This is a genomic window from Cellulomonas sp. NPDC055163 (assembly GCF_053607065.1).
Map to the genome: position 1 here is coordinate 183,189 of NZ_JBSGSU010000001.1, position 26,205 is coordinate 209,393.

Below are 26,205 nucleotides of genomic sequence, written 5' to 3' on the forward strand. Positions count from 1 at the left end.
CAACGAGGCCCCCCGCGTAGAAGGGCAACCCGTGAGACGACCCGCCTGGACGAGCCTGACCGCTCTGGCCGCCGCACTCGCACTGACCACCACCGTCGTCGCTCCCGCGAGCGCCGGCACAGCACCGCAGGCGGGCCCGCGCCCCGCCGCCGTCGACCCCGCGTCCGAGGTCGTCGCCGAGATGCAGCCGGGCTGGAACCTCGGCAACACGCTCGACGCCGTCGGGGCCGACGAGACGGCGTGGGGCAACCCGCGCGTGACCGAGGACCTCCTCCGCGCGGTCGAGGACGCCGGGTTCCAGAGCGTCCGCATCCCCGTGACGCTCGGCCAGCACTCCGGCCCCGCGCCGACCTTCACGATCGACCCGGCCGTGCTCGACCGCGTCGAGGAGGTCGTCGACTGGGCGCTCGACGCCGACCTCACCGTGCTGCTCGACCTGCACCACGACTCGTGGATGTGGACGAACCAGATGCCGACCCGGCACGACGAGGTCCTCGCGCAGTTCACCGCGACGTGGGAGCAGCTCGCCGAGCGGTTCCGCGACCACCCCCGCACGCTGCTGTTCGAGAGCATCAACGAGCCGCAGTTCGCCGGGGCGTCGGGCGACGAGCAGAGCTACGCGCTGCTGCACGAGCTCAACGTGGCGTTCCACGACGTCGTGCGCTCGTCGGGCGGCCGCAACGCCGACCGCGTGCTCGTGCTGCCGACGCTGCACACCAACGCGGACCAGGGTCGCCTGGACGCGCTCGTCGCGACGTTCGAGGAGCTCGACGACCCGAACCTCGCGGCGACGTTCCACTACTACGGGTACTGGCCGTTCAGCGTGAACGTCGCGGGCGGCACGCGGTTCGACGCCGCGGCGCAGACGGACCTGACCGGGACGTTCACGCGCGTGCGCGAGACGTTCGTCGCGCGCGGCATCCCCGTGATCCTCGGCGAGTACGGGCTGCTCGGCTTCGACCGCCACACGGGCACGATCGAGCAGGGCGAGAAGCTCAAGTTCTTCGAGGCCCTCGGCCACCAGGCGCGCACGACCGGCGTCACCACGATGCTCTGGGACAACGGCCAGCACCTGAGCCGCACGGCGTTCACGTGGAGCGACCCGGCGCTGTACGCGCAGCTCCGGTCGAGCTGGACGCGCCGCTCCGGCACCGCGTCGACCGACCAGGTGTTCGTCCGCCCCGGCGCCGTCGCCGCGCAGACGGTCACGCTGAACCCCCACGGCCAGACCTTCACGGGCCTCTACCTCGACGGCAAGAAGCTCAAGGCCGGCAAGGACTTCACGCTCGCGGGCGACGCGCTGACGCTGCCGGCGGCGCTGCTGACCCGGCTCGTCGGCTCCGGCGAGCACGGCACGCGCGCGGTGCTCGAGGTCCGGTTCTCGAAGGGCGTCCCGTGGCGGCTCGAGGTCGTCAGCGCCGAGACCCCGGTGCTCTCCGGTGCGACCGGGACCACGGACGCGTTCGCGGTGCCGACCGCGTTCCGGGGTGACCGCCTGGCCACGATGGAGGCGCGCTACCTCGACGGGTCCAACGCCGGACCGCACAGCTGGACGTCCTTCAAGGAGTACGACGTGACGTTCGCGCCCGACACCGCGGCGGGCTCGATCGTGCTGCGGCCGGCGTTCTTCGCCGAGGTGACGGACGGCGCCCCCGTCGAGCTGACGTTCCACTTCTGGAGCGGCGAGACGGTCGCGTACACGGTCGTCCGGAACGGCACGACGGTCACCGGCACGGTCGGCTGACGCCGGGCCGTCCGCCGGCCCGGTCTACGGACGGCCGCAGCGCACGCGACGGCGCGCACGGCACGGGGCACTGTCCCGCGCGGTGCGCGCCGTCGTCGGTTCCGCCGCGAACCGCACCGGTCGGCGGGCTCGGAGCCGCGCACCGCCGGCGGCCCACGCGAGCCGGCAGCCGGTATCTCGGCCCGCGCCCGGGTCTCCCCTCGCCGAAGGGTGGAGACGACTCCCGGCGAGGAAGGCCATGTCCGAGCACGGCACGACGACGCGGAGCACCCCGGCCGAGGGTGGCCGGCGCGGCGCGGGCCACCGCGGCGCCCCGGCGGACGCGGTCGACCCGCGCCCGTCGCCCGCGCACCGGGTCCGTGCCGCGCTGGGCAGGGCCGACCGCGACCGGCCGGGCGCGCCCGACGACTGCCCCTCGGCGGGCGTCCCGTACGTGCTGCCCGCCGACCCGGACGCCTCCGCGCCCACGAGCCGCAGGACGCTGGTCGTGGCGCTCGTCGTCGGGACGGTCCTCACGCTCGCTGCCCTCGTGCTCCTGCCGCAGGTCCTCTACCCGCCGCTGACCGCAGCGGAGCTGGCCGAGGCCCACGTCACCGGCAAGGACCGGATCGCGGCCGAGACCGCCCGGCTCACCGTGCAGAGCGCCGCGCGGGCGCCGATCGCCCAAGCGCTCGCCGCCGTCATCGCGCTGTCCGGAGCCGCCCTGGCCTGGCGTCAGTTCGCCGCCCAGCGGCACGACCGGACGGTCGACGAGCGCGCCGCTCGCTTCGCCGACGCGATGGAGCGCCTGCGTGACGGGCACCTCGAGACCCGCGTCGGCGCGCTCCACCTGCTCGACCGCCTCGCGGACAGCGCGACCCACAGCGTCGTGTGCGCACGCGTCCTCGAGACCGTGGTGCGCGAGCTGTGCGTCGTCCAGCGAGGCGACGCCGTGGACCTCCCCCTCGACGCCCAGACCGCGCTGACCCTCCTGGTGAGCCGACCGGCGTCGGCGTACGGCGTCGAGCTCTTCCGGCTCGGTGGCCTCGACCTGAGCCGCGCGGACCTCCGGGGCGCCCACCTCGAAGGGGCGTACCTGGGCCGCACGCACCTCGACCGCGCGGCGCTCGACGGCGCTCGGCTCGACGGGGCCGACCTCACCCGCACCGTCCTGGTCGACGCGACGCTGAGCTGCGCGGTGCTCGACGGCGCGCGGCTCGACCGCACCGACCTCGAGAAGGCCGACCTCACGGGGGTCCACCCGCGCGGGATCACGTACCGCGAGGTCGCGTGGCCGAGGGAGTATCCGGGCGCGCACGAGGCCGAGAGGCTGGGGACCCCGATCGACGTCGAGGAGGACCTCACCCCGGCGAGCGCGGCTCCGGGGATGAGCGGGGCGGCCGGGTTCGTCGGGCGCGACGACCTGGTGCAGCGGGTCCTGCGGGCCGGCGACGCGCGGCCGCTCGCGGAGCTGCACGGCGAGCTGGGGTCGGGCCGCACGAGCGTCCTGCGCCAGATCGCCGCCACGTGCCGGCGGCCGACGTACCTCGTCGACCTGGAGCGGTACGACCCGGGTCACACCGGCGAGGCGACCACGACGTCCGTCGGCGGGGCGCACGCGAGCTACGCGCTGTGGGTCGAGCTGCTCTCGGACGTCGCCCGCGCCCTGCTGGTCGACGGGGACCTCAGCGAGATCGAACGTGCGGCGGCGGAGGCGCGCGAGCACCTGCTGACCGAGGGTGAGGCCGACCTGGCGGCCAGCATGAAGCGGCTCCGCAGGCCGGTCGAGCCGGACGAGCAGGTGCGGGCGGTCGGCAGGGCGGCCGAGCACGTGGCGGCGAGGTTCGCCGAGTGCTGGCGGCGCCGCGCGGACGGTCCCGACGGTCCACCGCTCCTCCTCCTGGACGACGTCGACAAGGTGCTCGACGAGCCCATCGGGACCTGGCTCACCGAGCTGCTGCACCAGCTCGCGGCGACGGGTGGCGCGGGCGGTGCGGGTGCTGCGGGTGACGGCCGGCTGGTCGCCGTCCTCGGCCTCACCGCGCCGCCCGGTGCCGGGGGTGCGCCGGACCGGGCCGTGCGCAGGCTCGGCGCCGACCAGGCCTCCGTGCACGTGCTGTCCGACCTCGACGAGCCGGCGATGCGGGCGTTCGTCCGCCGGTTCCGGGCCGAGCGGTCCCCCGACGGCCGCGGGGCGTCGCTCGACCAGCTGACGGCCGCTCGCCTGCTCGCGCTGACCCACGGGCACCCTGCGACGCTGCGGCTCGTCGCCGAGATCCTGTGGGGACCGGCGGCTCCCGAGCCCGGAAGCCTCGACGCCGTGCTGCTCGGCCTCCCGCGCCCGGGCCCGCAGCAGTTCGCCCTCCTCGTCACGGAGCTGCTCGAACGCTCGGGCCGCAAGGACCTGCTCCGCGCCGTGCAGGCGGCTGCCGTCCCGCGCGTCGTCACGGCCGACCTCCTGCGCGCGCTCCTCGCGTCGGGGGGCCACCGGGGTGGCGTCCCGCGGCTCTTCGACCAGCTCGCCACCCTGTCGTTCGTCGACACCGTCGACGGCGACGGCACGGTGCTGCGGATCCAGGAGCACGTACGCGCGAGCTTCCTCGCTCGCCTGCAGGCGAGCGACCAGGCTCGGGGGGCCTCGCTGTCCCGGGCGGCGGCGGCGTACTTCCGGTCGCGGACGGACGGCGGGGCGCAGGGTGCGGACGGCGCCGGCGGGTCGTTCGTCGCCCAGTTCCGGTACGAGGACCCCGACTGGCAGGCATCCGCCCGCGAGTGGCTCTACCACTCCGGCGCGCTGACCGAGCCCGCCGAGCAGCGCCGGTTCGTCCTCGAGGCCGCGGCGCTGTTCCTCGACGCGTTCCACTGGTGGGGCAACTACGTCCACTTCGACTTCTGCGACAAGCTGGTCACGGACCTGCACCAGCTCGTCACGCGACGCCGGACGAACGACAACCCGTCGAGCGTCGCCGCGCTGGTCGGGCGGCGGGCGTGGCCCGAGCTCGCCGAGCTGCACCGCGCGCTCGCCGACATCGCCGACCTGTACCCGCCCTGGTCGACCAAGTCGGAGAAGGTGGACTGGCTGCGCATCCAGGAGGCGCTGCAGACGCTCCAGGAGATCCGCGGTGCCGGCGACGAGGACGCCGCGACGGAGCGTCGCGTCACGGCGACCGCGCAGCTCTTCGTCGCACGGGCCTGGACGTACGCGCCGTGGACCGTCCGGTCGTTCCGGCTGGCCGACGCCGCGTACGAGCGCTCGGCGGACATCGTGGCGGACGCCGGTCACGAGCAGTGGGTCGCCCCGTGGCTCGCCTACGAGCGGGCGCAGCTGCTCTTCATCGCCCACGAGAACGCGCGGTCGTCGGCCGACGCCGCGGTGACGGCCGCCTTGCCGCCGCTCTCGCGCGTGCAGGACCTGTGGGACGCCGCCGCGCACGCCGCCCAGCCGGACCGGTCCGCGGGCGGCACGTCCGCGGACCCGCCGGAGCCGGACCACGAGCTCATGAGTCACCTGCACCGGCTGCGGGCCGACATGCTGCGCGCGCGGGGAGACGTCCACGCCGCCGCCTGGAGCTATCAGCGTGCCGTCATGCACGCGTACCTCTACCACAACGTCGGCGGACCACCGGACCCGTACACGAGGCAGCTGTACGTGGACGTCCGGGCGCGGGCCCTGCGGTTCCTCGTGAAGGACGTGGTCCGTCGCAGCGAGCAGGAGCTGACGCGCGAGGTGCTGCGGCTGCTGGCGTTCCCCGTCGAGGACGCGGTCCCGGGGGTGGACGACGGTCCGCGCTGCACGCGCGCGGTCCTGGCCGCGGCGGCCGGCAGGCCCCGGACCCTGGCTCACCTGCTGTGGCCGCAGGGCCCGCACGCCGAGGACCTGGGCAACTCGTCCGGCCCCTGCGCGAGGGCCGTCCGGCGCGCCCGCCTGCGCCTCGTCTGCGAGGACCGCGACCTGCTCCACGACCTGCGCACGGACCCGGGCACCCGCGCTCCGCAGCGGGCCTGAGCGGCGCGCGCGAGGCTCGGGCCGCGCGGGCTACGGTGCGCGCACGTCCGGCCAGCGGTCGACCGGCCACAGCGCACGCCCGTCGGTGAGGGCCCGAGCGCCGGCCACCAGCCCGGCCATGTCCGGGTCGTCGAGCGCCGCGGCGCCCTCGCACGCCACGACGTTCTCCTCGAGGAACGCGGCGATCCGCTTCCCCGGCGCATCCGTGCCGCGGTCGAGGCGGAGCAGCAGCATGCCGTCGACGCGGCCCGATCCCGGGCGCAGGGCAGGCTGGACGTACCGCAGCGGGACGAGGCGGGCACCGAGCCGTCCGTAGAACCGCAGCCGCGCGACGGGGTCCCCCTGGCCGGCGTCGCTCGGCCAGCACGCGGGGTCGTCCACCTCCGCGAGCACCAGAGCGTGCCCCCGCTCCGCCGCCCACCGCGGGAGCACCTCGCCCACGAGGTGCGCCCCCAGCCGGCGACCCCGCATCGACGCCGCGACGGCGAGGTACGCCAGCAGCAGCACCTGGTGGTCGACGTGCCACGAGGCGAGCATCACGGCCACCGGCGCGCCGCCCGCCAGCACGACGACCGAGGGCTGCGGGGCCACCCCGCGGTACCCGGCCAGCAGGTCCGTCGGGGAGCCGAGCTCGTCGGCGCGGAACGTGGCCCGGAGCAGCGCGTGGACCGCGTCGACCTGCGCGGCGTCGAGCCCGGTGAGCGGCACCTCGACCAGCGCGTCGCCGGTCTCGCCGTCGGCCACGGGTCCGGGGGTCATGTCCCATGGTCGGCCTCGCGGCCGGAGCCTGTCCATGACCGTCGTCGCTCCGGGTGCGGCCGTCACGCGCTCCGCTTCCCTCGAGTGGCCACCTCCGCGGCGGGCCGATCGCGGCCGAGACCGCGCAAAGCGCGGAGCGATACAGCGAAACTATCGCGCCGTGAGAATCGTTTCATAGAGCACCCACGAGGCGCTCAACTCCTTGCCCGCGCCCGAGAACGGCTCCACACTCGCCGGGAACGGCCACCGCGTCGACGACGACGCGGTCCGCCCGGGTCTCCGCACCGCCGCACCCTCGCGCGGACCACGCTGCAGGACCCGAAAGTTTCGACGCCGATACGGCACGAAGGAGTGCAGGATGTCCGCAAGCACGACTCTCACCCGCGGTGCGCCGAGGCGCAGCCGACTGGTCCGAGCACTGGCCGGCCTCGCCGCCGCCAGCACGCTGGCCGTCGGCGCCCTCGTCGCCGCCGCACCGGCACAGGCCGCCGACGTGACCCTGACCAACAACGGCACGGGGACGCACAACGGCTTCTTCTACTCGTTCTGGAAGGACAGCGGGAACGTCCAGTTCACGATGGGCGACGCCGGCAACTACCGGACCTCGTGGTCCGGCATCAACAACTGGGTCGGCGGCAAGGGCTGGCAGACGGGTGGCCGCAAGGTCGTCAACTACTCCGGCACCTTCAACCCCGGGGGCAACTCGTACCTGACGCTCTACGGATGGACCCGGGGCCCGCTCGTCGAGTACTACATCGTCGACAACTGGGGCACCTACCGCCCGACCGGCACCAACATGGGCACGGTCACGAGCGACGGCGGGACGTACGACATCTACCGCACCCAGCGGGTCAACCAGCCCTCCATCGAGGGCGACCGCTCGACGTTCTACCAGTACTGGAGCGTCCGCCAGCAGAAGCGCACGGGCGGCACGATCACCACGGGCAACCACTTCGACGCGTGGGCCAGCAAGGGCATGAACCTCGGCACCCACGACTACATGGTCATGGCCACCGAGGGCTACCAGAGCTCCGGCAGCTCGAACATCACGGTCAGCGAGGGCGGGTCGAGCAACCCGAACCCCAACCCGACCACGACGTCGAACCCGAACCCGGGGACGGGCGGCTGCTCCGTCACCGCGACGCGCGCCGAGGACTGGTCCGACCGGTTCAACGTCACCTACACCGTGAGCGGCAGCTCCGCCTGGACCGTCAACCTCGGCCTCGGCAGCGGCCAGACGATCCAGAGCAGCTGGAACGCCGCCCGCAACGGCAGCACGTTCACGCCCAACGGGAACGGCAACTCCTTCGGTGTCACCGTGATGAAGAACGGCAACACCACGACGCCGTCGGCCACGTGCGCGGGCAGCGGGACGACCAACCCGACACCCACGCCGACCACGACGACGCCGCCCGCGAACCAGAGCTGCTCGGCCGGCTACGTCGCGCTCACGTTCGACGACGGCCCGACCGCCGCCACGACGAACCAGCTCGTCAGCACGCTGCGCAACGCCGGCGCGACCGCGACCGTCTTCCCGACGGGCTCGAACGCGTCCAGCAACGCCTCGCTCATGCAGGCCTACAAGAACGCCGGGTTCCAGATCGGCAACCACAGCTGGGACCACCCGCACCTGGTCAACATGAGCCAGAGCGAGATCCAGTCGCAGCTCTCCCGGACGCAGACGGCGATCCAGCAGACGGCCGGCGTCACGCCGAACATCTTCCGACCGCCGTACGGCGAGACCAACAGCACGCTGAAGTCGGTCGAGTCCTCGCTCGGTCTGCGCGAGGTCATCTGGGACATCGACTCGCAGGACTACAACAACGTGAGCGCGAGCCAGATCCGCCAGGCGGCCAGCCGCCTGACGAGCGGCCAGATCATCCTCATGCACGACTGGCCGGCCAACACGATCCAGGCGCTGCCGGGCATCCTCTCCGACCTCGCGTCGCGGAACCTGTGCACGGGCCACATCTCGAGCAGCACCGGCCGCGCGGTCGCCCCGTCGGGCGGCACCACGACGCCGACCAACCCGACGAACCCCGGCACCGGCAGCTGCACGGTCACCGCGACCCGCGCCGAGGACTGGTCGGACCGCTTCAACGTGACCTACACGGTGAGCGGCAGCTCGGCGTGGACCGTCAACCTGAGCCTCGGCTCGGGTCAGTCGATCCAGAGCAGCTGGAACGCCACGCGCAACGGCACCTCGTTCACCCCCAACGGGAACGGGAACTCGTTCGGCGTCACCGTGATGAAGAACGGCAACAGCAACACGCCACCCGCGACGTGCTCGTGAGGCCGACCTCCACCTGACGGGGAGGGCGACCTCCCCCTGACCGACCGAGGCCGCCGGGCCCGGCGCTCCGCACCTGCGGGGGCCGGTCCCGGCGGCCTCGTCGTCGCTGGCCGCCGTCGTCGCGCGCCGCCGCCGTCCCGCGCCGCCGCCGACGCGGGTGCGGTCAGGCGCCCGGCAGGTCCCCGGTGAGGTACCGCTGGGCCGAGGGCGCGACGAGCGCCACGAGCTCCTCGAGGTCGAGGTCCTGGAGGTGCGGGAGCCCGACGACGTGCCGGGCGAACGCGACGCCGACGAGCTGCGCGCCCAGGAGCTCGGCCCGCAGCGCGGGGCGGTCGCGCCCGAGCGACGCCGCGACGGGCTCGAGGACCTGCTCGACGACGAACCGGCGGACGGTGTGCAGGGCCTCCGGGCGCGACGCGACGGACCGGAACACCGCCTGCAGGTGCGGCCCGGTCACGGGGTCCGCCCACACGCCCAGGTAGTGGCGCACGACGCGCTCGCCCACGCCGTCCGGGTCACCCGCGAGCAGGTCGGGCATGACGGCCGCGTCGAACGGCAGCTCGAGCGCGGCGGCGAACAGCTCGTCCTTGGACCCGAAGAAGTGGTGGACCAGGGCGGGGTCGACGCCGGCCGCCGTGGCGATGCCGCGGATCGTGGCGCGGTCGAAGCCGTGCTCCGCGAACTGCGCCCGGGCGGAGCCGAGGATCGCCTCGCGCGTGCCGCTCTGCCCGCTGCGCCGCCCGCCCCGCCGTGCCACCTCTGCCATGGCTGCAGCCTAACGAACTCATCAGGTGTTGAATTCATCGGGTGATGAGTTCTACGCTCGGACCATCGCTCCCCGACCCGGGGACGCGGCGACCGAGGAGCCCCTCATGACCGACGTGCACGCACCCCACGGCACGACCCCGCCCGGCACCGTCCCGCCCGGCACCGTCCCGACGGGCGCCGACCCGTCCGGCACCGCCTCGTCCGGCACCGATCCGTCTGGCACCGCCTCGTCCGGCACCGCCTCGTCCGGCATCGCGCAGCCCGGCCGCGCCGCGTCGAGCGCTCACCCCTCCGCGGCCACCGGCACGGCGACCCCCGCCACGGCCCTTCCCGAGCGCGACGGCGCCGCCCACCCCGCGTCGGCCTCCCCGCGCCACCCGTGGGTCACCGCGAGCGGCCTGACCCTCGTGCTGACGGCAGTGATCGCCACGATCTTCGTCGCCTTCTCCCTCCCCGCCGTGACGTCCGCCCCGCACGACGTGCCCATCGGCCTCACCGGACCGGCGCCCGCGGTCGAGGGCGTGCACCAGGCGCTCGCCGCCGCCCAGCCAGGTGCGTTCGCGACCACGACCTACCCCGACGCCGGCGCGCTCCGCGAGGCGGTGCTGAACCGCGAGGTGGACGGCGGGTTCGTGCTGGCGCCCGGCGGCGCGACGGTCGTCGTCGCGAGCGGCGCCGGCCCGGCCGTGGCCCAGCTGCTCACGGGGGTCGGCGGCGCGCTCGCCCAGCAGACCGGCACGCCCGTCACCACGCAGGACGTCGTGCCGCTGCCCGAGGACGACCCCCGCGGCGCCGGTCTGGCCGCAGCAGCCCTGCCGATCACGCTCGGCGCCATGCTCCCGGCGATCGCGCTGGTGCGGGCGCTCCCCCGCCGGCCGTGGCTGCGGGTCGCCGCCGCGAGCGCGTACTCGCTGACCGCGGGCACCACGCTCGCCGTGATCCTCGACGCCTGGTACGGCAGCACGTCCGGCGCGTTCTGGCCCGTCGCGCTCGGCCTCTCGCTCGGCATCGCGGCGATCTCGCTGACCCTGCTCGGGCTCGAGCGGCTCGCCGGTACCACGGGCCTCGCGGCGGGCGCCGCGCTCGTAATGCTCGTCGGCAACCCGCTCTCCGGGATGACGTCCGCACCGGAGCTGCTCACGCCGCCGTGGGGCGCGCTCGGGCAGCTCCTGCCCCCGGGAACCTCCGGCACCCTGCTGCGGAGCACCGCGTACTTCGACGGCGCCGGCGCCGCGGGCCCGGTCACGGTCCTCGCCGCGTGGATCGCGCTCGGGGTGCTCCTGACCGCGGTCGGGTCGGCGGTGCGCCGGCCGGCGGACGCCCCGCACTGAGCGGACGGGGGCACAGGCGACCCGTCGCCCGGCGCCGCGCGGCCGGCGGCGGGACGCGCATCCCTTCCGCCCCGGGAGGGCGGCACTGCAGCCCGTGACCGGCCGCCCGCGCCGGAGGGGCCCGGGCAGTCGGTGGCCCGAGCGTCCGCATCGGCCTGCGGGCCGGCAGCCGAGGCCGGGCCGCCTGCGCCGACCGGCAGCCCGAGCAGCCGGGGGACGGGGAGCGCGGGTCAGCCGACCCGGGCGAGGAACGCCAGGACGCGCTCGGTGACGAGGGCCGCTGCGGCGGGGTCGTGGGACGGCAGCGAGCGGTCCGTGAACAGGTGCTGGTCGCCGGGGTAGAGGAACAGCTCGCCGTCCTCGGCCTCGGCGACCAGCGCCCGTGCCGCGTCGACGTCCCCCTCGCCGGCGAAGAACGGGTCGTCGCTCATGCCGTGCACCTGCACCGGGACGCCGTCGGGCCAGCCTCCGAGCTCCGCCGCCGGCAGGCACGCCTCGAGCAGGACCGCTCCGCGGGCGCCGCGCCGGGTCTGTGCGAGCCGCTGCGCGGTCATGACGCCCGAGGAGATGCCGGCGTGGACCAGGCCGTCGGGCAGCCCTTCCGCTGCTCGGGCACCGCGCTCGCCGAGCACGTCGAAGCCGATCTCCCCGGCGAACCGGGCGCCCGCGTCGATCGTGGGGAACGTCGCGCCGTCGAACAGGTCGGGGGTGTGCACGACGTGGCCGGCGGCGCGCAGCTCGCCGGCGAACGCGTGAAAGCCCTCGGTCTGCCCGAGCACGTGGTGGAACAGCAGGACCTCGGCCATCGAGCTCTCCTTCGCTCCCACCCGCGCGACCCGCCGTCGGCGGACCGCCCGGGCAGACGGTCGAACGCTTCGGAGCACCCACGCTAGGGCGTGCCCCCGACATCGCGCCCCCACGCACGTCGACGCGCGGACCACGGGCGGATATCTTGACGTCGAGAGATCCGCCGTCGCGCCGGAGGAGCCGCCATGTGGGACCCGCGCCAGTACGCCCTCTTCGGCAGGCACCGCGGGCGGCCGTTCGCCGACCTGGTCGCACGCGTCGACGCGCCCGACCCCCGGCTCGTCGTCGACCTCGGGTGCGGTGACGGGCCGCTCACGCTGAGCCTGACCGAGCGGTGGCCCGGGGCGCGTGTCGTGGGCGTCGACTCCTCGCCGCAGATGCTCGGCGCCGCCCGCGCTCTCGACACCCAGGGTCGCGTCGAGTGGGTCGAGGCGTGCGTCGAGGACTGGGACCCCGCGACGCTCGGCGCCCCGGTCGACGTCCTCGTGACGAACGCGGTGCTCCAGTGGGTCCCGGGCCACCTCGACCTGCTCCCGCGCTGGGTGCGCGCGCTCGCGCCCGGGGGGTGGCTCGCGCTGCAGGTGCCCGCCAACACCGGGGCCCCGTCGCACCGGCTCATGCGCGAGGTCGCCGCCCGGCACCCGCGCGCCGCCGACCTGCTCCCGCAGCTCGACCGGGCGGCGGCCGTCGCCTCCCCCCGCGAGTACCTGGGCGCGCTGGCCCGCCTCGGCCTCGAGCCCGACGTCTGGACGACGACGTACGAGCACGTCCTCGACCCAGCGGCCCAACAGCGGTCCCCGGTGCTCGAGTGGGTCCGGGCGACCGGGCTGCGGCCGGTGCTGGGCGTCCTGACCGACGACGCCGAGCGCGCGGCGTTCCTCGACGACTACACCGCCGCGCTCGACCGCGCGTACCCCCGCGAGGAGTGGGGCGTCGTGCTCGGCTTCTCCCGGGTCTTCGCGGTCGGGCACAGGTCCGCGTAGGGACGACCCCGCCCGGCCGCCCTCACGCCTCCCAGCGCGGGACCTCCTGGCACGGGTGCAGCCCGGCCGCGTCGGTCGCGTGCGAGTTCTGCACCGCGACCTCCGTGCCGAACTCGAGGTAGTCGCGCAGGGCGTCGCGCGTGCGGGCGTCGTCGGGCAGCCCGGCGGTGTCGGCGGCCGCGAGGAAGAGGTCGACGAACCGGCGCCGCTGGTCCTCGCGGATCGCCTTGCCCTGGTGCGGGGCGAGCAGCGCGGGGAACCCGCCGAGCTCGTCGGTGTACCGGGTCGGGCCGCCGAAGACCTCCGCGAGGAACGCCGCCAGGTGGTCGACGTGCGCGGGGTGGCCCGCACCGAACAGGGGCTGCAGCAGCGGGTCGGCCAGCACCGTCGGGTACCAGGCGGCGACGAGCCGGCGCAGCCCGTCCGTCCCGCCGACGTGCTCGTACAGGCTCTCGGTGTCCGCGGGCGACGCGGGCGCGGCGTCGACGGTCGGTGCGGCGGGCTCGGTCATGGTGCCTCCCTGGGGCGTCCCGCCACCGTGGCACGGTGCCCGGACAGGCCACAAGGCGTGTCGTTCTGCCCTGGGCGGAGCGACGCCGGGTCGCGGTCAGCGGCGCAGGCGCTCCACGAGCCACGCGGCCGCGTCGTTCCCGGCCGCGCCCGCACCCTGCACCAGCAGCCGCTGGACCGCGCCCGGCTGGACGGCGCCGCGCTGCACGGCGCTCGGCTGCACCGCCGGCGTCGCCGCACCGGGAGCCGCCGGCACCGGAGCCGGGGCGGGCGGCGGCGGGCCGAGGAAGATCTCCCGGATCACCGTGGCCTCCGCCTCGAGCTCGGCGGCGCGGCCCGGGTCGGCGACCGCCGAGCCGCTGCGGTGCTGCTCCGCGACCTCGACCGTCACGACCGTCATGCCGCGCGACGGTGCCCACTGCCCGAGCGACCGGCCCCGCGCCGCCTCGACCTTCATCTGCTTCGCCGAGAGCGCCTTGTCCTGGCCCGGGTACAGGCTCGTCCACGCCGCGCCGCGGCGGTTGCCGCGGGTGTTCACCCCGAGCGCGTCGGCCCGCTTCGCCATCGTCAGCGCGAGCGCGTCGGCCGCCTGCGCCTGGGGGTCGCCGGCCGGGGCCGTGGACGGGTGCGGGTCCGCGAAGATCCCCGCCTGCCCGAGGTCCTTGATCGCGTGCACCGACACGATCCGCGACGGCTTGAAGGCCTCGATCAGGGCGAGGAGCGCGATGTTCGACGGCTCGACGACCCGGCCCTTGGCGTCGAGCGGCTTCGTCAGGTCGAGGTCCTTGCCCAGGTCCGGGAACTGCCGGTTGGGGTCCATCTCGCCGGGCGTCGACCGGCCGGGGTCGTGCGCGGCGTTCCGGAGCTGCTGGTACTTCGCGACCGCGATCCCCGACTGGGCCTTCGCGAGCTTCTCCTCCCAGGCCGCGCGCGACGCGACGTTCGCGGGGAACAGGCGCGGGACGACGACCACGGTGAAGTGCGGCTGCATCGTCTGGAGCTGCACGAGCAGCCGCTCCGCGACCTCGACGCCCGACTGCTCGGACCCGTGCACGCCCGCGACGACGAGCGCGACGTCCGGGACCTTGCCCACGAACAGGTGCGCCGTCGTCGCGGCCCCGCCGGCCGCGTCGAGCCCGATCGGGACGCCGGCCTGGGCGACGGCCCGCAGGAGCGCCCCGGCGGCCCCGAACGGGCCCGGCAGCGAGGGGAAGGTCTGGATCGCCCGCAGCAGCTGCGCGTCCGCGGTGGCCCCGGTGGCCTGCGCCGCCGCGGCGGCGACCTTCGCGGGGTCGGGTGCACGCTGCACGGCGCGCCCGAGCGCCGCCGTCGCCGCCGCGGCCAGGACCGCGTTGCCGATGGCCGGCCGGGACGCGCCCACGTCGACGCCGGGCACGGCCGACCGCTGCACCGCGCCCGTGCGGCGCTCACCCGCGACCCCGCGCCGCTCCTGGGGACCGACCATCCGCACCGCCGCCCTCGTGGTCGCCACCCGGGGCCGGCAGGGACCCGGGTGTGCGGTCCCGACCAGGGTCCTCGCGCCTCCTCGGTCCGCCGGCGGTCGACCGGGCAGCCGAAGGGGACGACGTGCCTGCCCGCGGTGACCCGACGCACGAACCACCCCCGGCACGGCTCACGAGGCGCCCGGGGACCGCCGATCCACACGGCATGGGATACGCAGACCAGCCCCGGTACTCCCCGAACGGGAGGTTCTTCTGGGACGGGCACCGCTGGACGCCGGTCGAGGACCGGCTCTGGGACGTGGACCTGCCCTCCGCCGTCGACACCGCCGAACCGGGAGCGCGCGGTGCACCGTGCGCGCACTGCGGCGCGAGCCCGGGTCGCCGGTCTCTGGGTGACGTGGCCGTCGTGTGGCTGGTCTCGCTGGTGATCTCGCTCGGAGTCGTCACCGGCGGGCTGGCGACGTACGTGGTCGCGGCGCCCTGACGCGAGCCTGACGACCGAGCGGCTGCAGCACCGCACGTCCGCGACCGCGGCCGCGACCGCGACGACCCTCGCGGCCCCAGGCGTGCGCGAGACTGGGCCCATGCCGCGACCGACGCGTGCGCCGAGCCGCACCGCACCGCACGACCCGGCCGTCCCCCGGCGCACCTCCGCCCCGGCCCCGTGACCGACGCGCTCGCGCGGGTCGCCGACCTCGGCACCTCGACCGTCCTGCTCCTCCTGCTCACGGCGCTGCTCGCGGGCTGGGTCGACGCCGTCGTCGGCGGCGGCGGGCTGCTCCAGCTCCCGGCGCTGCTGCTGGTCCCCGGGGTCTCCCCCGTGCAGGCCCTCGCGACGAACAAGCTCGCCGGGATCATGGGCACGAGCGTGAGCGCGGTCGTCTTCTACCGCCGGGTGCGGCCCGGGTTGCGCACCGCGGCACCGATGGCGGTCGCCGCGCTGCTCGGCGGTGCGGGCGGCGCGGCGCTCGCGAGCTCGCTGCCGCCCGAGGTCATCACCCCGATCGTCCTCGTCGCGCTCGTCGTCGTCGCCGTGTGGACCCTCGCCCGCCCCGCCGCCGGGCGGGTGACGCGGCTGCGGTGGTCGGGCGCGCGGCACACCACGGCCGCCGTGGTGCTCGGCCTCGCGGTCGGCGGGTACGACGGCCTCGTCGGGCCCGGCACCGGCAGCTTCCTCGTCATCGGGCTCGTCGGGCTCCTGGGCTTCGCGTTCCTCGAGGCGTCCGCCAACGCCAAGATCATCAACACCGTGACCAACCTCGGTGCGCTCGTCGTCTTCGCGCTGCAGGGTGCACCGCTGTGGGCGCTCGGGCTGCTCATGGGCGCCGCGAACATCGTCGGCGGCTACGTCGGTGCGCGCATGGCCGTCGCGCGCGGCAGCGGGTTCGTGCGCGTCGTCTTCCTCGTCGTCGTCACGGGGCTGATCGTGCGCCTCGCGTGGGGTCTGGTGGCCTGACGCCCGCCCCCGGTCCGTCCCCGGCTCGACGGCGGCGTCGACCGGCGGACCGCTGCCGCACCCGCGGGAGCCCGGGCGGGTGACGTCCGGCCGGACGTCCCCGAGAAGCCGTCCGCCGCGGCTAGGCTGCCGCGGGGCGACGGCGGACCTGGTCCGCACCGCCCCCCGTGATGCCCGGGCCGGGCACACGCCACGCCCGTCAGGGGCACGAGAAGACAGGGGATCCGGTGGCCGTCCTCACCGCGGACAAGCGGGTGCTCCACGCCGACCTGCAGGGGGACTCGGTTCGCGCCGCGTCCGGCTCGATGGTCGCGTACACCGGCAGGGTCGAGTTCAAGTCGGCCGGCATGGGCGGCGGCGGCGGGTTCCGCGCCGCGCTCAAGCAGAAGGTCGCGGGCGAGTCCATCTCGCTCATGACGTGCGCAGGCGCCGGCCGCGTGTACCTCGCGCAGGACGCCATGGACGTGACCGTCGTGCAGCTCCAGGCCGACACGCTCACCGTCGAGTCCGAGCACGTGCTGGCCGTGACCGAGGGCCTCCAGCTCGACGTCCAGTTCTCCGGGCTGCGCGGCATGACGACCGGCCAGGGCCTCGCCACGACGAAGATCTCCGGGACCGGGCAGTGCGCGATCATGTCGCACGGCCCCCTCATCGCGCTCGCCGTCACGCCCGGGCAGCCGCTCGTCGTCGACCCCGACGTGTACGTCGCCGGCGTCGGCCAGACGCAGATGAGCCTCGTCTCCGGGGTCTCGTGGCGCTCGATGGTCGGCGACGGGGGCGGGGAGCCGTTCTCGCTGCGCTTCGAGGGCCAGGGCACCGTGTACATCCAGCCGGCCGAGCGCTGAGGGGCGGGGACATGCCGTTCGAGATCGTCAACAAGAAGGTCGTCCGTGCCCAGGTCAGCCAGCAGAGCCCCGTCCTCGCCCGGCGCGGGGCGATGCTCGGCTACGACGGCCAGGTCACGTTCCGCCCGGTCCAGGGCCAGGGCCACGGGGTCGGCGGGATGGTCGGTGCCGCGATGTCCGGCGAGTCCAACCCGATGATGGCGACCGAGGGCACCGGCTCGGTGCTCTACGGGTTCCGCGGGCTGTACGTCACGGTCGTCGAGCTCACCGGTGACTCGCTCACCGTCGAGGCGGACCGGCTCCTCGCGCACGACGCGAACCTCCAGACGAGCGTCGAGTTCATCGGCCAGGGGGGCATCCGCTCGGCCGTGCGCGGCGCCATGACGGGTCAGGGCCTGTTCACGACCCGCGTCGGCGGGCACGGGTCGGTCGCGCTGCTCTCGCACGGCGGCACGTTCCCGCTCCAGCTCAGCGGCGAGGTCGTCGGCGTCGACCCCCAGGCGTACGTCGGCCACGTCGGCGCGCTCCAGGTCGACCTCAAGGCCAGCGTCGGCATGCGTGACCTCGTCGGGCGCGGCTCCGGCGAGGCGTTCCAGCTCCACGTGTCGGGTCACGGCACCGTCTACGTCCAGGCCTCGGAGGCGAAGTTCTGATGATCACCGGGATCGACGCGGCCGTCCTCGACGCGCAGACGCTGCCCAGCAACGACAACGTGAACGCCTACGCGTTCAGCATCGACCTGAACGGCGAGTGGTTCACGTCCAAGGGCGCGATGATCGCCTACTACGGGACCATCGACTTCTCCGGCGTGAGCGCGTTCGCGTCCCGCGCCGCCTGGGTCGCGGCCCGGTTCGCCTCGCCGCTGTACGCGCAGGACTGGGTCGTCGCGAGCGGCCGCGGCAAGCTCGTCATCGGCGACCGCGGCAACGACATCAACTCCTACGACCTCGACAACGGGAACCTGACGATCAAGCAGGTGAACCTGCTCGCGTTCGAGACGGGCCTCGAGCTCAAGCAGTCGATCGTCCCCGGGTTCGTCACGCTCATCGGCACCGGCAAGTTCCTCGCGTCGTCCAACGGCCCCGTGATCTTCGTCGAGCCGCCGTTCCGCGCGGACCCCGAGGCGCTGCTCGGCTGGGCCGACTGCCCGTCCCCGAGCCAGCACTACGACTACAACTGGATGGCGTACTCGCTGATGTCCGGCGTCCAGGCGATGCTCGGGCGCGAGTCCGGCGAGGAGCGCCAGTACGACTTCACCGGCGCCGGCACGGTGCTGCTGCAGTCCTCGGAGGTGCAGCGCCACGACCCCGCGCTCGCCCGAATCGTCGAGGCGCAGACCAACCTGCTCGACAACCAGACCGCCGGGCAGCTCGGCCAGCGGCTGGTCGCGCGGTCGCAGCAGCAGTGACGAGCGCCGCGCCGCGGCGCTGACACCCCGGGGTGACACGGAGGGCGGGGTCGACGACGACCCCGCCCTCCGCCGCACCCGCGACCCGGGGCGTGCGGCTACGCGGTGCTCGGCCAGGTCGGCACGAGCTTCGACCGGACCACGCCGTCCGCGTCCTTGAACCACAGCCGGTCGCCCTCCGGTCCCTTCTGCGTCTCCAGCCGACGCTCCCACGCCGCGTACTCGGTCTCCATGAGCGCGCGGCGGGCGTCCGCGTCCCGGACCGCCCCCCGGACCGTCGAGCGCAGCGCCTCGTCCTGGAGCGAGGGCTCGAGAGTCGTGAGCTCCGCGGTCGCCTTCGCGAGCGACGTGATCGACTCGCGCAGCTTCACCGGGTGCCCCTCGCGCGTCCCGATCGGCAGCCCGTGCTCGCGCTCGTGCTCGAGCGCGTCCTCCGTCGTGCCGGTCCCGATCCTGAAGTGGGGACGGCCGGTGGGCGAGGCGTCCCGGATGACCTGGGCGATGCTCGCCAGGAGCGCCCGGGCGCGCGCGTCGGCAGGCACCTCCGGGCGTGGCGCCAGGCCACCGGCGAGCTTGGTGAGCGCATCGGCTGCCTGCGAGAGGGGCAGCAGCGCCGAGGGGGCCGGCGCCGTCAGCGCCTGCGCGCCGTCCCGCAGCCTCGTGAGCTCGGTCCGTGCCGTCACGAGCTCCTTGCGCTGGGCAGCCGAGAGCCTCGTGTCCTCGACGAGCGTGGCCGAGGACGCGAGCGCGGCGTCCGCCTTCGCCGTCACGCGCTCCAGGGCGAGGTCCGCCGGCTTCTCGACGTCCACGCGGATGGCCTCGGACCGTGCGTGCAGCGCGTCCCACAGCACCCGCGCGGCGGCGATCGCGTTGTCGTCCCCCGACTTCCAGAGCGCCTGGTACGACGTCTCGGCCGCCTCGTAGTCGCGGATGAAGCCCGCCCACGCCGGGTGGGGGCTCTTCTTCACGAGCTTGGCGAGGTCGCTCTTGGTCGTCCGGGTCTGGTCGTGGACCTGCTGCAGCGCCTCCGTGCGCTTGTCGAGCCGCTCGAGCTCGCCGAGCACCGCGTCGCCCTGCGAGTCGAGCCGGGTGTAGACGTCGCGCAGGGCGAGCTGCTCCGCCGGGCTCAGCGCGGCAAGCCGGCGGAACCGTGGCTCCTCCGCCTCGAACGCCGTCCGGAGCGTCTCGAGCGTGACGACCGCGGTGGGCCGGCCGTTCCCCTGCGCCCAGCGCTTGCCCTCCTTGAGGACGCCGTGCACCCGACCGTGCATCGCCTCGACGCTCTTGCGCAGCAGCTCGTCCGAGATGAGGACGCCGGTCGAGGTGGTCCGCGTCGGGTTCACGGCGCCGTGGACCGCCCACACCTTCCCCTGCTGCACCGGCTCGAGGGCCGTGAGCCCGTACCGCACCCTGATCCCCGCGAGCAACGGCGTCAGCACCTTCTGCGAGACCCCGCGCCCGGAGAACCGGCGGACCGCCGCCAGCCCCGCCGCCATGCCCTTGTCGAGCCGCTGCTGCTTGCCCTCCGGCGAGTCGTCGCCGCCCCGGAGCTTCGCCTTGAGCTTCCCGCCCAGCCGCTTCGCGCCCCGGATGAGCGGACCGGCGAGCTTCAGCCCCGTGGTGATGACGACGTCCAGGGCCTTGTTCACGGGCTTCTGCAGCGTCTGGACGATCTGCCGGATCTTCTCCCCGACGCCGCCGAGCCCGATCACGCTCGCGAGGAAGCCGATCAGGATGGGGACCATCTGGCCGAGCACGTCGTTGATCTTGTCCACGACGCCGGAGACGTTGCCGCGGACCACGTCGGCGACCGAGTCGATCACCGTGTTCACGAACGTGGCGAGCCGGCCGGCGTTCGTGACGAAGAACATCACGACGTCGTAGATCAGCTTGCACGCCTTGATGAACGCGGCGGCGGGGTTGAGCATGCTGATGAGCCAGGTGACGCCCGCCGTGATGACCTTGGTGATGACGAAGTCCCGGACCTTCTCGAGGATCATCTCCTTGAGGTCGCCGAGCTTCTCGACCAGCATCTGCCACAGCCCGCCGACGCCCTGGGTCGACAGCACCTGGAAGATCTGGACGCCCTTCTCGACGGCACCCATGGCCGCCGCACCGATCTTGCGGACGATCCGGTTGCGGATGTTGGCCCACGTGAGGCCGAAGAGCGACGCGAGCAGCTTGACGACGCCCTTGACGTCGAACGTGTCGGGGAGCTCGACGCCGCCCTCGGCGAGCGCGCCGAACAGCCACCCCATGAGGCCCTTGCGCAGGTGGTCGAGGATCTTGTCGCGGAACTTGAGGATGCCGCCCTTGACGCCCGCGACGAGGTTGCCGAGGAAGGCGACGGGGTCCTTGAGGATGTCGCCGACGACCCCGGCCGCCCGCGCGAGCACGCCGGTGAGCATCGCGGCGAGCTCGCGGATCGTCCCGACGACGTCCTTGATCGCGCCGATGGCCTTGTCGACGAAGCCCTTGTTCTCCGCCTGGAGCGCGGTGATCCGCTCGTCGAGCCCCGAGCGCGCCTCGGTGTACTTCGTGGCGAGCGTGTCGACGACGGCGTCCTGCTTGTCGTTCACGTCGCTCTCGAGCTGCTCGAACTTCTCGCCGATCGCGGTCGACGCCTCGGAGCCGACCTTCGCGAGGTCGCTGGGCAGCGTCTTCACGTACGACGCGATCTCGGCACGACCGGCGGCGATGCGCTGCTTGGCGGCGGTGAGGTCCGCCGCGACGACGTCCGCGACCCGGGAGATGACGCCGTCCATCTGCCGCAGGTACAGCTCGCGCCCTGCTGTGTAGAACTCGTCGACCTTCGCCGGCATCCCGACGAGCTTGTCCTTGGCCCACCGCAGGCCGCCGAGCCAGCCGCTGTAGCGGTCCTGCTTGTACGCCGACATCTTCGCGGCGACGAAGGTCTCGAACGCGGTCCGGGCTGCCTTCTCGCCGGTGTCGAACGCCGTCTCGACCTTCGGGTCGAGGCCGTCGAGGAGCTTCTTCACGTCGGCCTCGGTCGCGGCGAAGATGCCCTGCACCCGGGCGGTGACCTCGGCACGCCGGACCTCGTCCTTCGACTTCGTCGCGCCCTTCGCGGCGACGAGGTTCGCGAGGGCTCCGGTGCGGGCACCCTGCATCCCGGCGAGGCCCTGGGCGGTCTGCCCGGCGGCCTCCGCCCTGCCCTGCGCGAGCACCTGCGCCTCCTGCGCACGGTAGGCGGCCGGCGCGGTGTCGGCGTGCGCGGCGGCAGCCTTCTTGTCGGCGAGAGCGGACTGGAACGCCGGTTCGTTCGAGCGTGCAAGCTGCTCCTCGGTGACGCCCCCGCCGGCGAGCTCCGCGTCGGCCTGCGCTGTGCCTCCCGCGAGGTTCAGCTGGTCCGGCGGTGCGGGCTTGGGCACGGCGCCCGCCGCCGGGACGGGAGGCACCGTGCCCGGCTGCTCGGGCGGGAGCGGGGTGACGGGCTTCGGCACGGCTCGCGACGGGTCGGGCGGCGCCTCGGTCGCGGCCGCGACGTCCTTGGCCTGGCCGTCCTTGCCCTGGGCGACGAGGCCCTGGACGTCGCCCTTGACCTGACCTGCCTTGCCGGAGGCCGTGTAGTCGTCGGCCTCCTGGAGGCTCTTCGGCGACTTCGCCTCGATCGCGGCCTTGACCGCGGCGATGAACGCCTTCTTGTCGAACGTCCCCGGTTGCTGGGCGTCCATCGCGTCGATCTTCGCCGCCTTGGCCTGACCGGCGACGTCGTCGACGGGCGCGAGGGCGGCGTCCTGCGCCTCCTTCGCCTTCGCCGCCGCGGGCGCGTGCGCCTTCGCCCCGTGCGCGGCGGCCCCCACCGACCCGGCGACCCGGGCGAACGCCGGGTCGTCCTGCGGCCGGGTGCCCGTCGGCGGAACGGGCGGTGCGAGGACCTGGTCGCCGGAGAGCGCCGAGGCGCCCGGTCGTGCCGCGGGCGCACCGCCCGGCGCTCGGGGGGCGGCGGCGGGGCGGGGCCCGGCGCCGGCGCGCACCTTCGTGGCGGCCGCCTTCCCGAGCGGGCTCGTCGGCGGGACCTGCTTCGGCGGCGGGACCGGCTTCTTGGGGGCCACGGACTCCGGCCCGAACCCCGTGGTCGTCACCGCGAGCGCCGCCGCCGGTGGCTTGGGTCCCTCGAGCGTGACGGGGACACCGGTCGCCTGGGCCGCCTTGAGGCCCTTCTCGACGACGTCGATCGCCGGGTCACCGGCGGTGAGCTCCCGCAGCGCCGCGTCGAGGGCACCGGTCGCCGCCTCGTCGGGACCGCGCTGCTTGGCCGCCATCAGCGCGGAGACGGCCGCGTTGCCGGCGCTGCGCTGGAGGGCGAGCACGCCCGGCGGACCCACGCCGGCGCGGGGCCTCGCAGCACCGGCCCGGGTCCGGCCCTCGCTCAGGGCATCGCGGGGCGCCGCCCTCACGTCCGTGGGCGCACGGCGTACGTCAGGCACGCTCCGAGACTGGTCGATGCCATGGCTCGGCCCGAGCGGCCGCCGGGCACGTCGCGAGGCAGCGATCGTGCCCGATGGGGCACCGCCCGCGGCTCGGTGCGCCGGGGCCACCGGCAACGGCTGCCTGAGGGTGCGCCTCTCGCGCCGCTGTACTCGTGCGGTCCCACCGCGGGCGAGGCGCCGGTGGGCACGACGCCGGCCGGGCGGCAGACGCCGGCCCGGCCGGACGGTGAGCGGGCCTCAGGCCGAGCGCACCTTCATCGTGTATCTGCCCGTGCCCTTCTTCGCGTCGAAGTGGCGCACGCGCAGGTAGTACGTCCCCGGGTCCAGGGCGGTCGCGATGCGGGCGTTGAGGCCCACACCGCTGTCGTCGTCGGACGCGACGAGCTTCGTCGGGTCCTCGGGGCCGAACAGGTCCATGACGAGGTCCGTCGGCCCGCGGGTGTTCGCGACGTACGTGCCCGCGGTCGCGACCGTGAACTTGTACAGGTCCTCCTCGCCGGCCTCGCCGATCGTCGCGGGCGTCCGGTCCGCGGCGTCGACGAGCAGCTCGGTGGCCTGGAGCTCGGGCGGCTTGATCGTCTTCGGGTAGACGTCGGCGCTGCTGATGTAGGCCTTGTCGACCTCGGAGAGCACCTCGTTGGCCTCGGTGCCGACCCCATCGAGGGTCCACCGGGCGGGGAAGAAGTAGAGCATGATCGACTTCTTGTCGAACTTGGTGCCCTGGACCTGGTCGGCCGTGTACTTCTTGAGCACGTTGTGCCGGATCGTCTCGGGGCTCCAGTTGTTGGGCGGCCCCGAGAGGTCCTTGAGCACGACCGGCTCGTTCCAGCGGATGCCGCCGTCGGGGTTCTGGTGCTCGTGCGCGAGCCCGAGCGTGTGCCCGAACTCGTGCGCCGCGGTGCCGCCGTCGAGGAACCCGAGGTTCATTGTCGGCTCGTCGGGCGGGATCGTCACGTTGTCGGTGCCGACGTAGGACCACGCGCCGTCGTTCGGGTCGAACGCGATGCGGATCTGGGCGTCGGGGGCGTTGTCGAACACGAAGTGGATGTTGGCGTGCTCCATCCACCAGCCGGCCTGCTCGCGCGCGACCTGCTGCTGCGCGGGCGTCCCGCCGAGGAAGCGGACGTGCAGCGTGGACCCGGTGATCCACAGCTTGTGCAGCAGGCTGATCGCCTGCAGGTGACCGTCGACGTCGACCGTGCGCTGGAGGCGCTGCTGGTCGCGGAACAGGATGCGGTCGGTGCAGAACCTGGCCTTCTCGGGTGTGGACATGCTCGGCTCCTGGGCTGGGCGGGCGGACGGTGGGGCGTCGTCGGGCGGCGACGCAAGGAGGACGCCGGGCACGTGCCCGTGATACGCGGCGACGCCGCGCGCGGCTCCCCCCGGTGCCACGGCCGCGGCCTGTGCTCAGCACCGTACGAGCACGGACCGACACGGGCGCCCCCGTCGCACCCCGCGCGACCGCGGCACCCGCCCGTGCGGCACCGTCGGCAACGGATCGCCCCGCAGCCCTTGGCCTCGGCGCGCCCGGTTGGCAGGGTGAAGGCACCGACCGACGACGACCGGGAGCCGCCATGACCACCCTGCGCAGGACCCGAGGGCTCGCCCTCCTGACCACGACGCTGCTCGCCACGACGCTCGCCGTCCCACCGGCGCTGGGCGCCCCGCCGTCCGCGCCCACGGGCCCCGCACCCGCCGCCGCACGGACCGCGGCGCTCGTCCCCGAGCTCGACTGGCAGCCGTGCGGCGAGGGTCTCGAGCCCTTCCTCTGCGCGACGGCTGACGTCCCACGCGACCACGACCGCCCGCACGGCGCGACGACCACGATCGCGCTGACGCTGCTCCCGGCGAGCGGGGACCCCGCCGAGCGCGTCGGGACGCTGTTCACCAACCCGGGCGGCCCGGGCGGCAGCGGCGTCCAGTTCGTCCAGCAGGGCGCCCCGTTCATCTACCCGCCGGAGGTCCTCGCGCGGTTCGACGTCCTCGGCTTCGACCCGCGCGCCGTCGCCGGCTCGGATCCCGCGACGTGCTTCCGGAGCCAGGCCGAGGAGGACGCGTCGCCGCTCCTGGCCTCGCCGTACCCGATCACGCCGCGCGAGGAGGCCCGGTACACGCTCGAGGGCCTCGCGCTGGCGGCGCGCTGCCAGGTGACGTCGCCCGTGCGGTTCGCGACCGCGTCGACCGCCAACGTCGCCCGCGACATGGACCTGCTGCGGGAGGCCGTCGGCGACGAGCGGCTGTTCTACGCCGGGTACAGCTACGGCACCTACCTCGGCGCGACGTACGCACGCCTGTTCCCCGACCGGGTCGGGCGGTTCCTGCTCGACGCGACCGTCGACCCCGTCGCGTGGAGCGGCACCGGCGCGGGCGACGCGGCCCCCGCCGTCCCGCTCGGCATCCGCATCCGGCAGGGCCTCGGCGCGCACGAGACGTTCGCGGAGTTCGCGCGGCTGTGCGCCGAGGGCGGCCCGGCGACGTGCCCGCTCGCGGCGTTCGGCGACCCCGCGACCGTCGCCTACGACGTGCTCGACCGGCTTGCTGCGCAGCCCGTCGAGATCCCGTTGCCCGACGGCACGACGCTCCTGCTGACCCAGCAGCTCATGGTCGCGACCACGTTCCAGGCGCTCTACTCCCCCGCGGCGTGGACGGACCTCGCGACGTTCTTCGCCGAGCTCGCGGCGACGACCCCGGACCCGGCCGCCGTCGCCTCCGCCGCCGCCGGGACCCGCTCGGCCCTCGGCGCACGCCTGCGCGGCGAGGACTACCCGTCGATCGGCGGCGCCCTCGCGAGCCTGTGCGTCGACACGGCGTCGAACGGCCGCGTCGACCGCTACCCGCGCCTGATCGACGCCTACGACGACACGGCGCCGTACTTCGGCCGGTTCCGCGGGTGGGTCGGGCTGCCGTGCGAGGCCTGGAAGATCGAGGACCGCGACGCCTTCACCGGTCCGTGGGAGCAGACGACGACCGCCCCGGTGCTGGTCGTCGGCACGCGCTTCGACCCCGCGACCCCGTACCAGCAGACCCAGCCGTACCGGGACCTGTTCCCGGCGGGCCACCTGCTGACGCTCGACGGCTGGGGCCACACCGCGATCGGCAAGAGCGCGTGCGTCGACGAGCACATCGCGACGTACCTGATCACGGGCGAGCCGCCCGCCGACGGCTCGGTGTGCGCGCCGGACTCGGTGCCGTTCGCGCCGACCGACCCGGGGGCCCGCTCCGCCGCACCACGGCTCGACGTCCCGCCGGGGCTGCCGTTCTGGTGACCTGACGCGACCCGGCCGTCCCCGCTGCCACGGCGGCGGGGGAGGGCGGGTCGGGTGGACGTCACCCCCCACCCCCCCGGCCCAGCTTCGCGGCCCCAGAAACCGCAGGGTAGGTCCCTTCCCCAAGAGACAC

General features: G+C 74.6%; 18 protein-coding genes. 11 read left to right on the forward strand and 7 right to left on the reverse strand.

Translation table 11 applies throughout. The features are described from left to right. Window positions 1-31: 31 nt before the first annotated feature. Both ACWFNE_RS00845 and ACWFNE_RS00850 read left to right on the forward strand, forming a co-directional pair. A complete protein-coding gene (locus ACWFNE_RS00845; protein ID WP_452120560.1) occupies window positions 32-1,744 on the forward strand; it encodes a cellulase family glycosylhydrolase in 1,713 nt (570 codons plus the stop codon). A 238-nt stretch (window positions 1,745-1,982) separates the two neighbouring features. Continuing rightward, window positions 1,983-5,729 carry a pentapeptide repeat-containing protein gene (locus ACWFNE_RS00850; RefSeq protein WP_452120561.1) on the forward strand — a complete coding sequence of 1,249 codons (3,747 nt, stop codon included), beginning with the start codon at window positions 1,983-1,985 and terminating at the stop codon, window positions 5,727-5,729. Window positions 5,730-5,759: 30 nt separating this feature from the next. On the opposite strand, the gene ACWFNE_RS00855 is transcribed toward ACWFNE_RS00850, so the two are convergent. Beyond that, window positions 5,760-6,488 (reverse strand): GNAT family N-acetyltransferase, encoded by a 729-nt coding sequence (locus ACWFNE_RS00855; RefSeq protein WP_452120562.1) that lies wholly within the window; start codon window positions 6,486-6,488, stop codon window positions 5,760-5,762. A gap of 358 nt (window positions 6,489-6,846) precedes the next feature. On the opposite strand from ACWFNE_RS00855, the gene ACWFNE_RS00860 reads away from it, so the two are divergent. Further along, window positions 6,847-8,781 (forward strand): glycoside hydrolase family 11 protein, encoded by a 1,935-nt coding sequence (locus ACWFNE_RS00860; RefSeq protein WP_452120563.1) that lies wholly within the window; start codon window positions 6,847-6,849, stop codon window positions 8,779-8,781. A gap of 163 nt (window positions 8,782-8,944) precedes the next feature. Here the strand turns inward: ACWFNE_RS00860 and ACWFNE_RS00865 are convergent, their stop codons facing one another. Then, a complete protein-coding gene (locus ACWFNE_RS00865) occupies window positions 8,945-9,547 on the reverse strand; it encodes a TetR/AcrR family transcriptional regulator (protein ID WP_452120564.1) in 603 nt (200 codons plus the stop codon). Between the two features lie 106 nt (window positions 9,548-9,653). On the opposite strand from ACWFNE_RS00865, the gene ACWFNE_RS00870 reads away from it, so the two are divergent. Continuing rightward, window positions 9,654-10,880, forward strand: coding sequence for an ABC transporter permease (locus tag ACWFNE_RS00870; RefSeq protein ID WP_452120565.1), 1,227 nt, complete (start codon window positions 9,654-9,656; stop codon window positions 10,878-10,880). Window positions 10,881-11,110: 230 nt separating this feature from the next. On the opposite strand, the gene ACWFNE_RS00875 is transcribed toward ACWFNE_RS00870, so the two are convergent. Further along, complete coding sequence (locus ACWFNE_RS00875) at window positions 11,111-11,686, reverse strand: dienelactone hydrolase family protein (protein WP_452120566.1); 576 nt, start codon at window positions 11,684-11,686, stop codon at window positions 11,111-11,113. A gap of 186 nt (window positions 11,687-11,872) precedes the next feature. Here ACWFNE_RS00875 and ACWFNE_RS00880 point away from each other — a divergent pair, with 186 nt between their 5' ends. Next, complete coding sequence (locus tag ACWFNE_RS00880; protein ID WP_452120567.1) at window positions 11,873-12,670, forward strand: methyltransferase domain-containing protein; 798 nt, start codon at window positions 11,873-11,875, stop codon at window positions 12,668-12,670. Window positions 12,671-12,692: 22 nt separating this feature from the next. Here ACWFNE_RS00880 and ACWFNE_RS00885 read toward each other — a convergent pair whose 3' ends face one another. Together ACWFNE_RS00885 and ACWFNE_RS00890 are read right to left on the reverse strand one after the other, a co-directional pair. Beyond that, window positions 12,693-13,181 carry a group II truncated hemoglobin gene (locus ACWFNE_RS00885; protein WP_452120568.1) on the reverse strand — a complete coding sequence of 163 codons (489 nt, stop codon included), beginning with the start codon at window positions 13,179-13,181 and terminating at the stop codon, window positions 12,693-12,695. A gap of 96 nt (window positions 13,182-13,277) precedes the next feature. Beyond that, window positions 13,278-14,645 carry a hypothetical protein gene (locus ACWFNE_RS00890; protein WP_452120569.1) on the reverse strand — a complete coding sequence of 456 codons (1,368 nt, stop codon included), beginning with the start codon at window positions 14,643-14,645 and terminating at the stop codon, window positions 13,278-13,280. Window positions 14,646-14,848: 203 nt separating this feature from the next. Here ACWFNE_RS00890 and ACWFNE_RS00895 point away from each other — a divergent pair, with 203 nt between their 5' ends. From ACWFNE_RS00895 to ACWFNE_RS00915, 5 genes are all read left to right on the forward strand, one after another. Continuing rightward, on the forward strand, window positions 14,849-15,127 hold the full coding sequence (locus ACWFNE_RS00895; protein WP_452120570.1) for a hypothetical protein: 279 nt from the start codon (window positions 14,849-14,851) through the stop codon (window positions 15,125-15,127). Between the two features lie 180 nt (window positions 15,128-15,307). Further along, entirely contained in the window at window positions 15,308-16,099 is a 792-nt protein-coding gene (locus tag ACWFNE_RS00900) for a TSUP family transporter (protein ID WP_452120571.1), read from the forward strand. 227 nt (window positions 16,100-16,326) lie between these two features. Next, window positions 16,327-16,944 carry an AIM24 family protein gene (locus ACWFNE_RS00905; RefSeq protein WP_452120572.1) on the forward strand — a complete coding sequence of 206 codons (618 nt, stop codon included), beginning with the start codon at window positions 16,327-16,329 and terminating at the stop codon, window positions 16,942-16,944. A gap of 11 nt (window positions 16,945-16,955) precedes the next feature. Next, a complete protein-coding gene (locus tag ACWFNE_RS00910; RefSeq protein ID WP_452120573.1) occupies window positions 16,956-17,597 on the forward strand; it encodes an AIM24 family protein in 642 nt (213 codons plus the stop codon). Then, entirely contained in the window at window positions 17,597-18,352 is a 756-nt protein-coding gene (locus ACWFNE_RS00915) for an AIM24 family protein (protein ID WP_452120574.1), read from the forward strand. Before ACWFNE_RS00910 ends, ACWFNE_RS00915 begins: the two co-directional genes overlap by 1 nt. Window positions 18,353-18,450: 98 nt before the next feature. Here ACWFNE_RS00915 and ACWFNE_RS00920 read toward each other — a convergent pair whose 3' ends face one another. Then, the gene (locus ACWFNE_RS00920; RefSeq protein WP_452120575.1) at window positions 18,451-22,686 is read right to left on the reverse strand and encodes a phage tail protein; all 4,236 of its coding nucleotides are present in this window, start codon (window positions 22,684-22,686) and stop codon (window positions 18,451-18,453) included. A 357-nt stretch (window positions 22,687-23,043) separates the two neighbouring features. After that, on the reverse strand, window positions 23,044-24,078 hold the full coding sequence (locus ACWFNE_RS00925) for a M12 family metallopeptidase (protein ID WP_452120576.1): 1,035 nt from the start codon (window positions 24,076-24,078) through the stop codon (window positions 23,044-23,046). Window positions 24,079-24,380: 302 nt separating this feature from the next. Between ACWFNE_RS00925 and ACWFNE_RS00930 the strand changes: the two genes are divergently transcribed. Further along, window positions 24,381-26,072, forward strand: coding sequence for an alpha/beta hydrolase (locus tag ACWFNE_RS00930; RefSeq protein WP_452120577.1), 1,692 nt, complete (start codon window positions 24,381-24,383; stop codon window positions 26,070-26,072). Window positions 26,073-26,205 lie beyond the last annotated feature (133 nt).

Excerpts from the sequence above, each read along its gene's own strand:
- ACWFNE_RS00850 (WP_452120561.1), top strand. The coding sequence starts at position 1,983 with ATGTCCGAGCACGGCACGACGACGCGGAGCACCCCGGCCGAGGGTGGC.
- ACWFNE_RS00855 (WP_452120562.1), bottom strand. The coding sequence starts at position 6,488 with ATGACCCCCGGACCCGTGGCCGACGGCGAGACCGGCGACGCGCTGGTC.
- ACWFNE_RS00860 (WP_452120563.1), top strand. The coding sequence starts at position 6,847 with ATGTCCGCAAGCACGACTCTCACCCGCGGTGCGCCGAGGCGCAGCCGA.
- ACWFNE_RS00865 (WP_452120564.1), bottom strand. The coding sequence starts at position 9,547 with ATGGCAGAGGTGGCACGGCGGGGCGGGCGGCGCAGCGGGCAGAGCGGC.
- ACWFNE_RS00870 (WP_452120565.1), top strand. The coding sequence starts at position 9,654 with ATGACCGACGTGCACGCACCCCACGGCACGACCCCGCCCGGCACCGTC.
- ACWFNE_RS00875 (WP_452120566.1), bottom strand. The coding sequence starts at position 11,686 with ATGGCCGAGGTCCTGCTGTTCCACCACGTGCTCGGGCAGACCGAGGGC.
- ACWFNE_RS00880 (WP_452120567.1), top strand. The coding sequence starts at position 11,873 with ATGTGGGACCCGCGCCAGTACGCCCTCTTCGGCAGGCACCGCGGGCGG.
- ACWFNE_RS00885 (WP_452120568.1), bottom strand. The coding sequence starts at position 13,181 with ATGACCGAGCCCGCCGCACCGACCGTCGACGCCGCGCCCGCGTCGCCC.
- ACWFNE_RS00890 (WP_452120569.1), bottom strand. The coding sequence starts at position 14,645 with ATGGTCGGTCCCCAGGAGCGGCGCGGGGTCGCGGGTGAGCGCCGCACG.
- ACWFNE_RS00895 (WP_452120570.1), top strand. The coding sequence starts at position 14,849 with ATGGGATACGCAGACCAGCCCCGGTACTCCCCGAACGGGAGGTTCTTC.
- ACWFNE_RS00910 (WP_452120573.1), top strand. The coding sequence starts at position 16,956 with ATGCCGTTCGAGATCGTCAACAAGAAGGTCGTCCGTGCCCAGGTCAGC.
- ACWFNE_RS00915 (WP_452120574.1), top strand. The coding sequence starts at position 17,597 with ATGATCACCGGGATCGACGCGGCCGTCCTCGACGCGCAGACGCTGCCC.
- ACWFNE_RS00925 (WP_452120576.1), bottom strand. The coding sequence starts at position 24,078 with ATGTCCACACCCGAGAAGGCCAGGTTCTGCACCGACCGCATCCTGTTC.
- ACWFNE_RS00930 (WP_452120577.1), top strand. The coding sequence starts at position 24,381 with ATGACCACCCTGCGCAGGACCCGAGGGCTCGCCCTCCTGACCACGACG.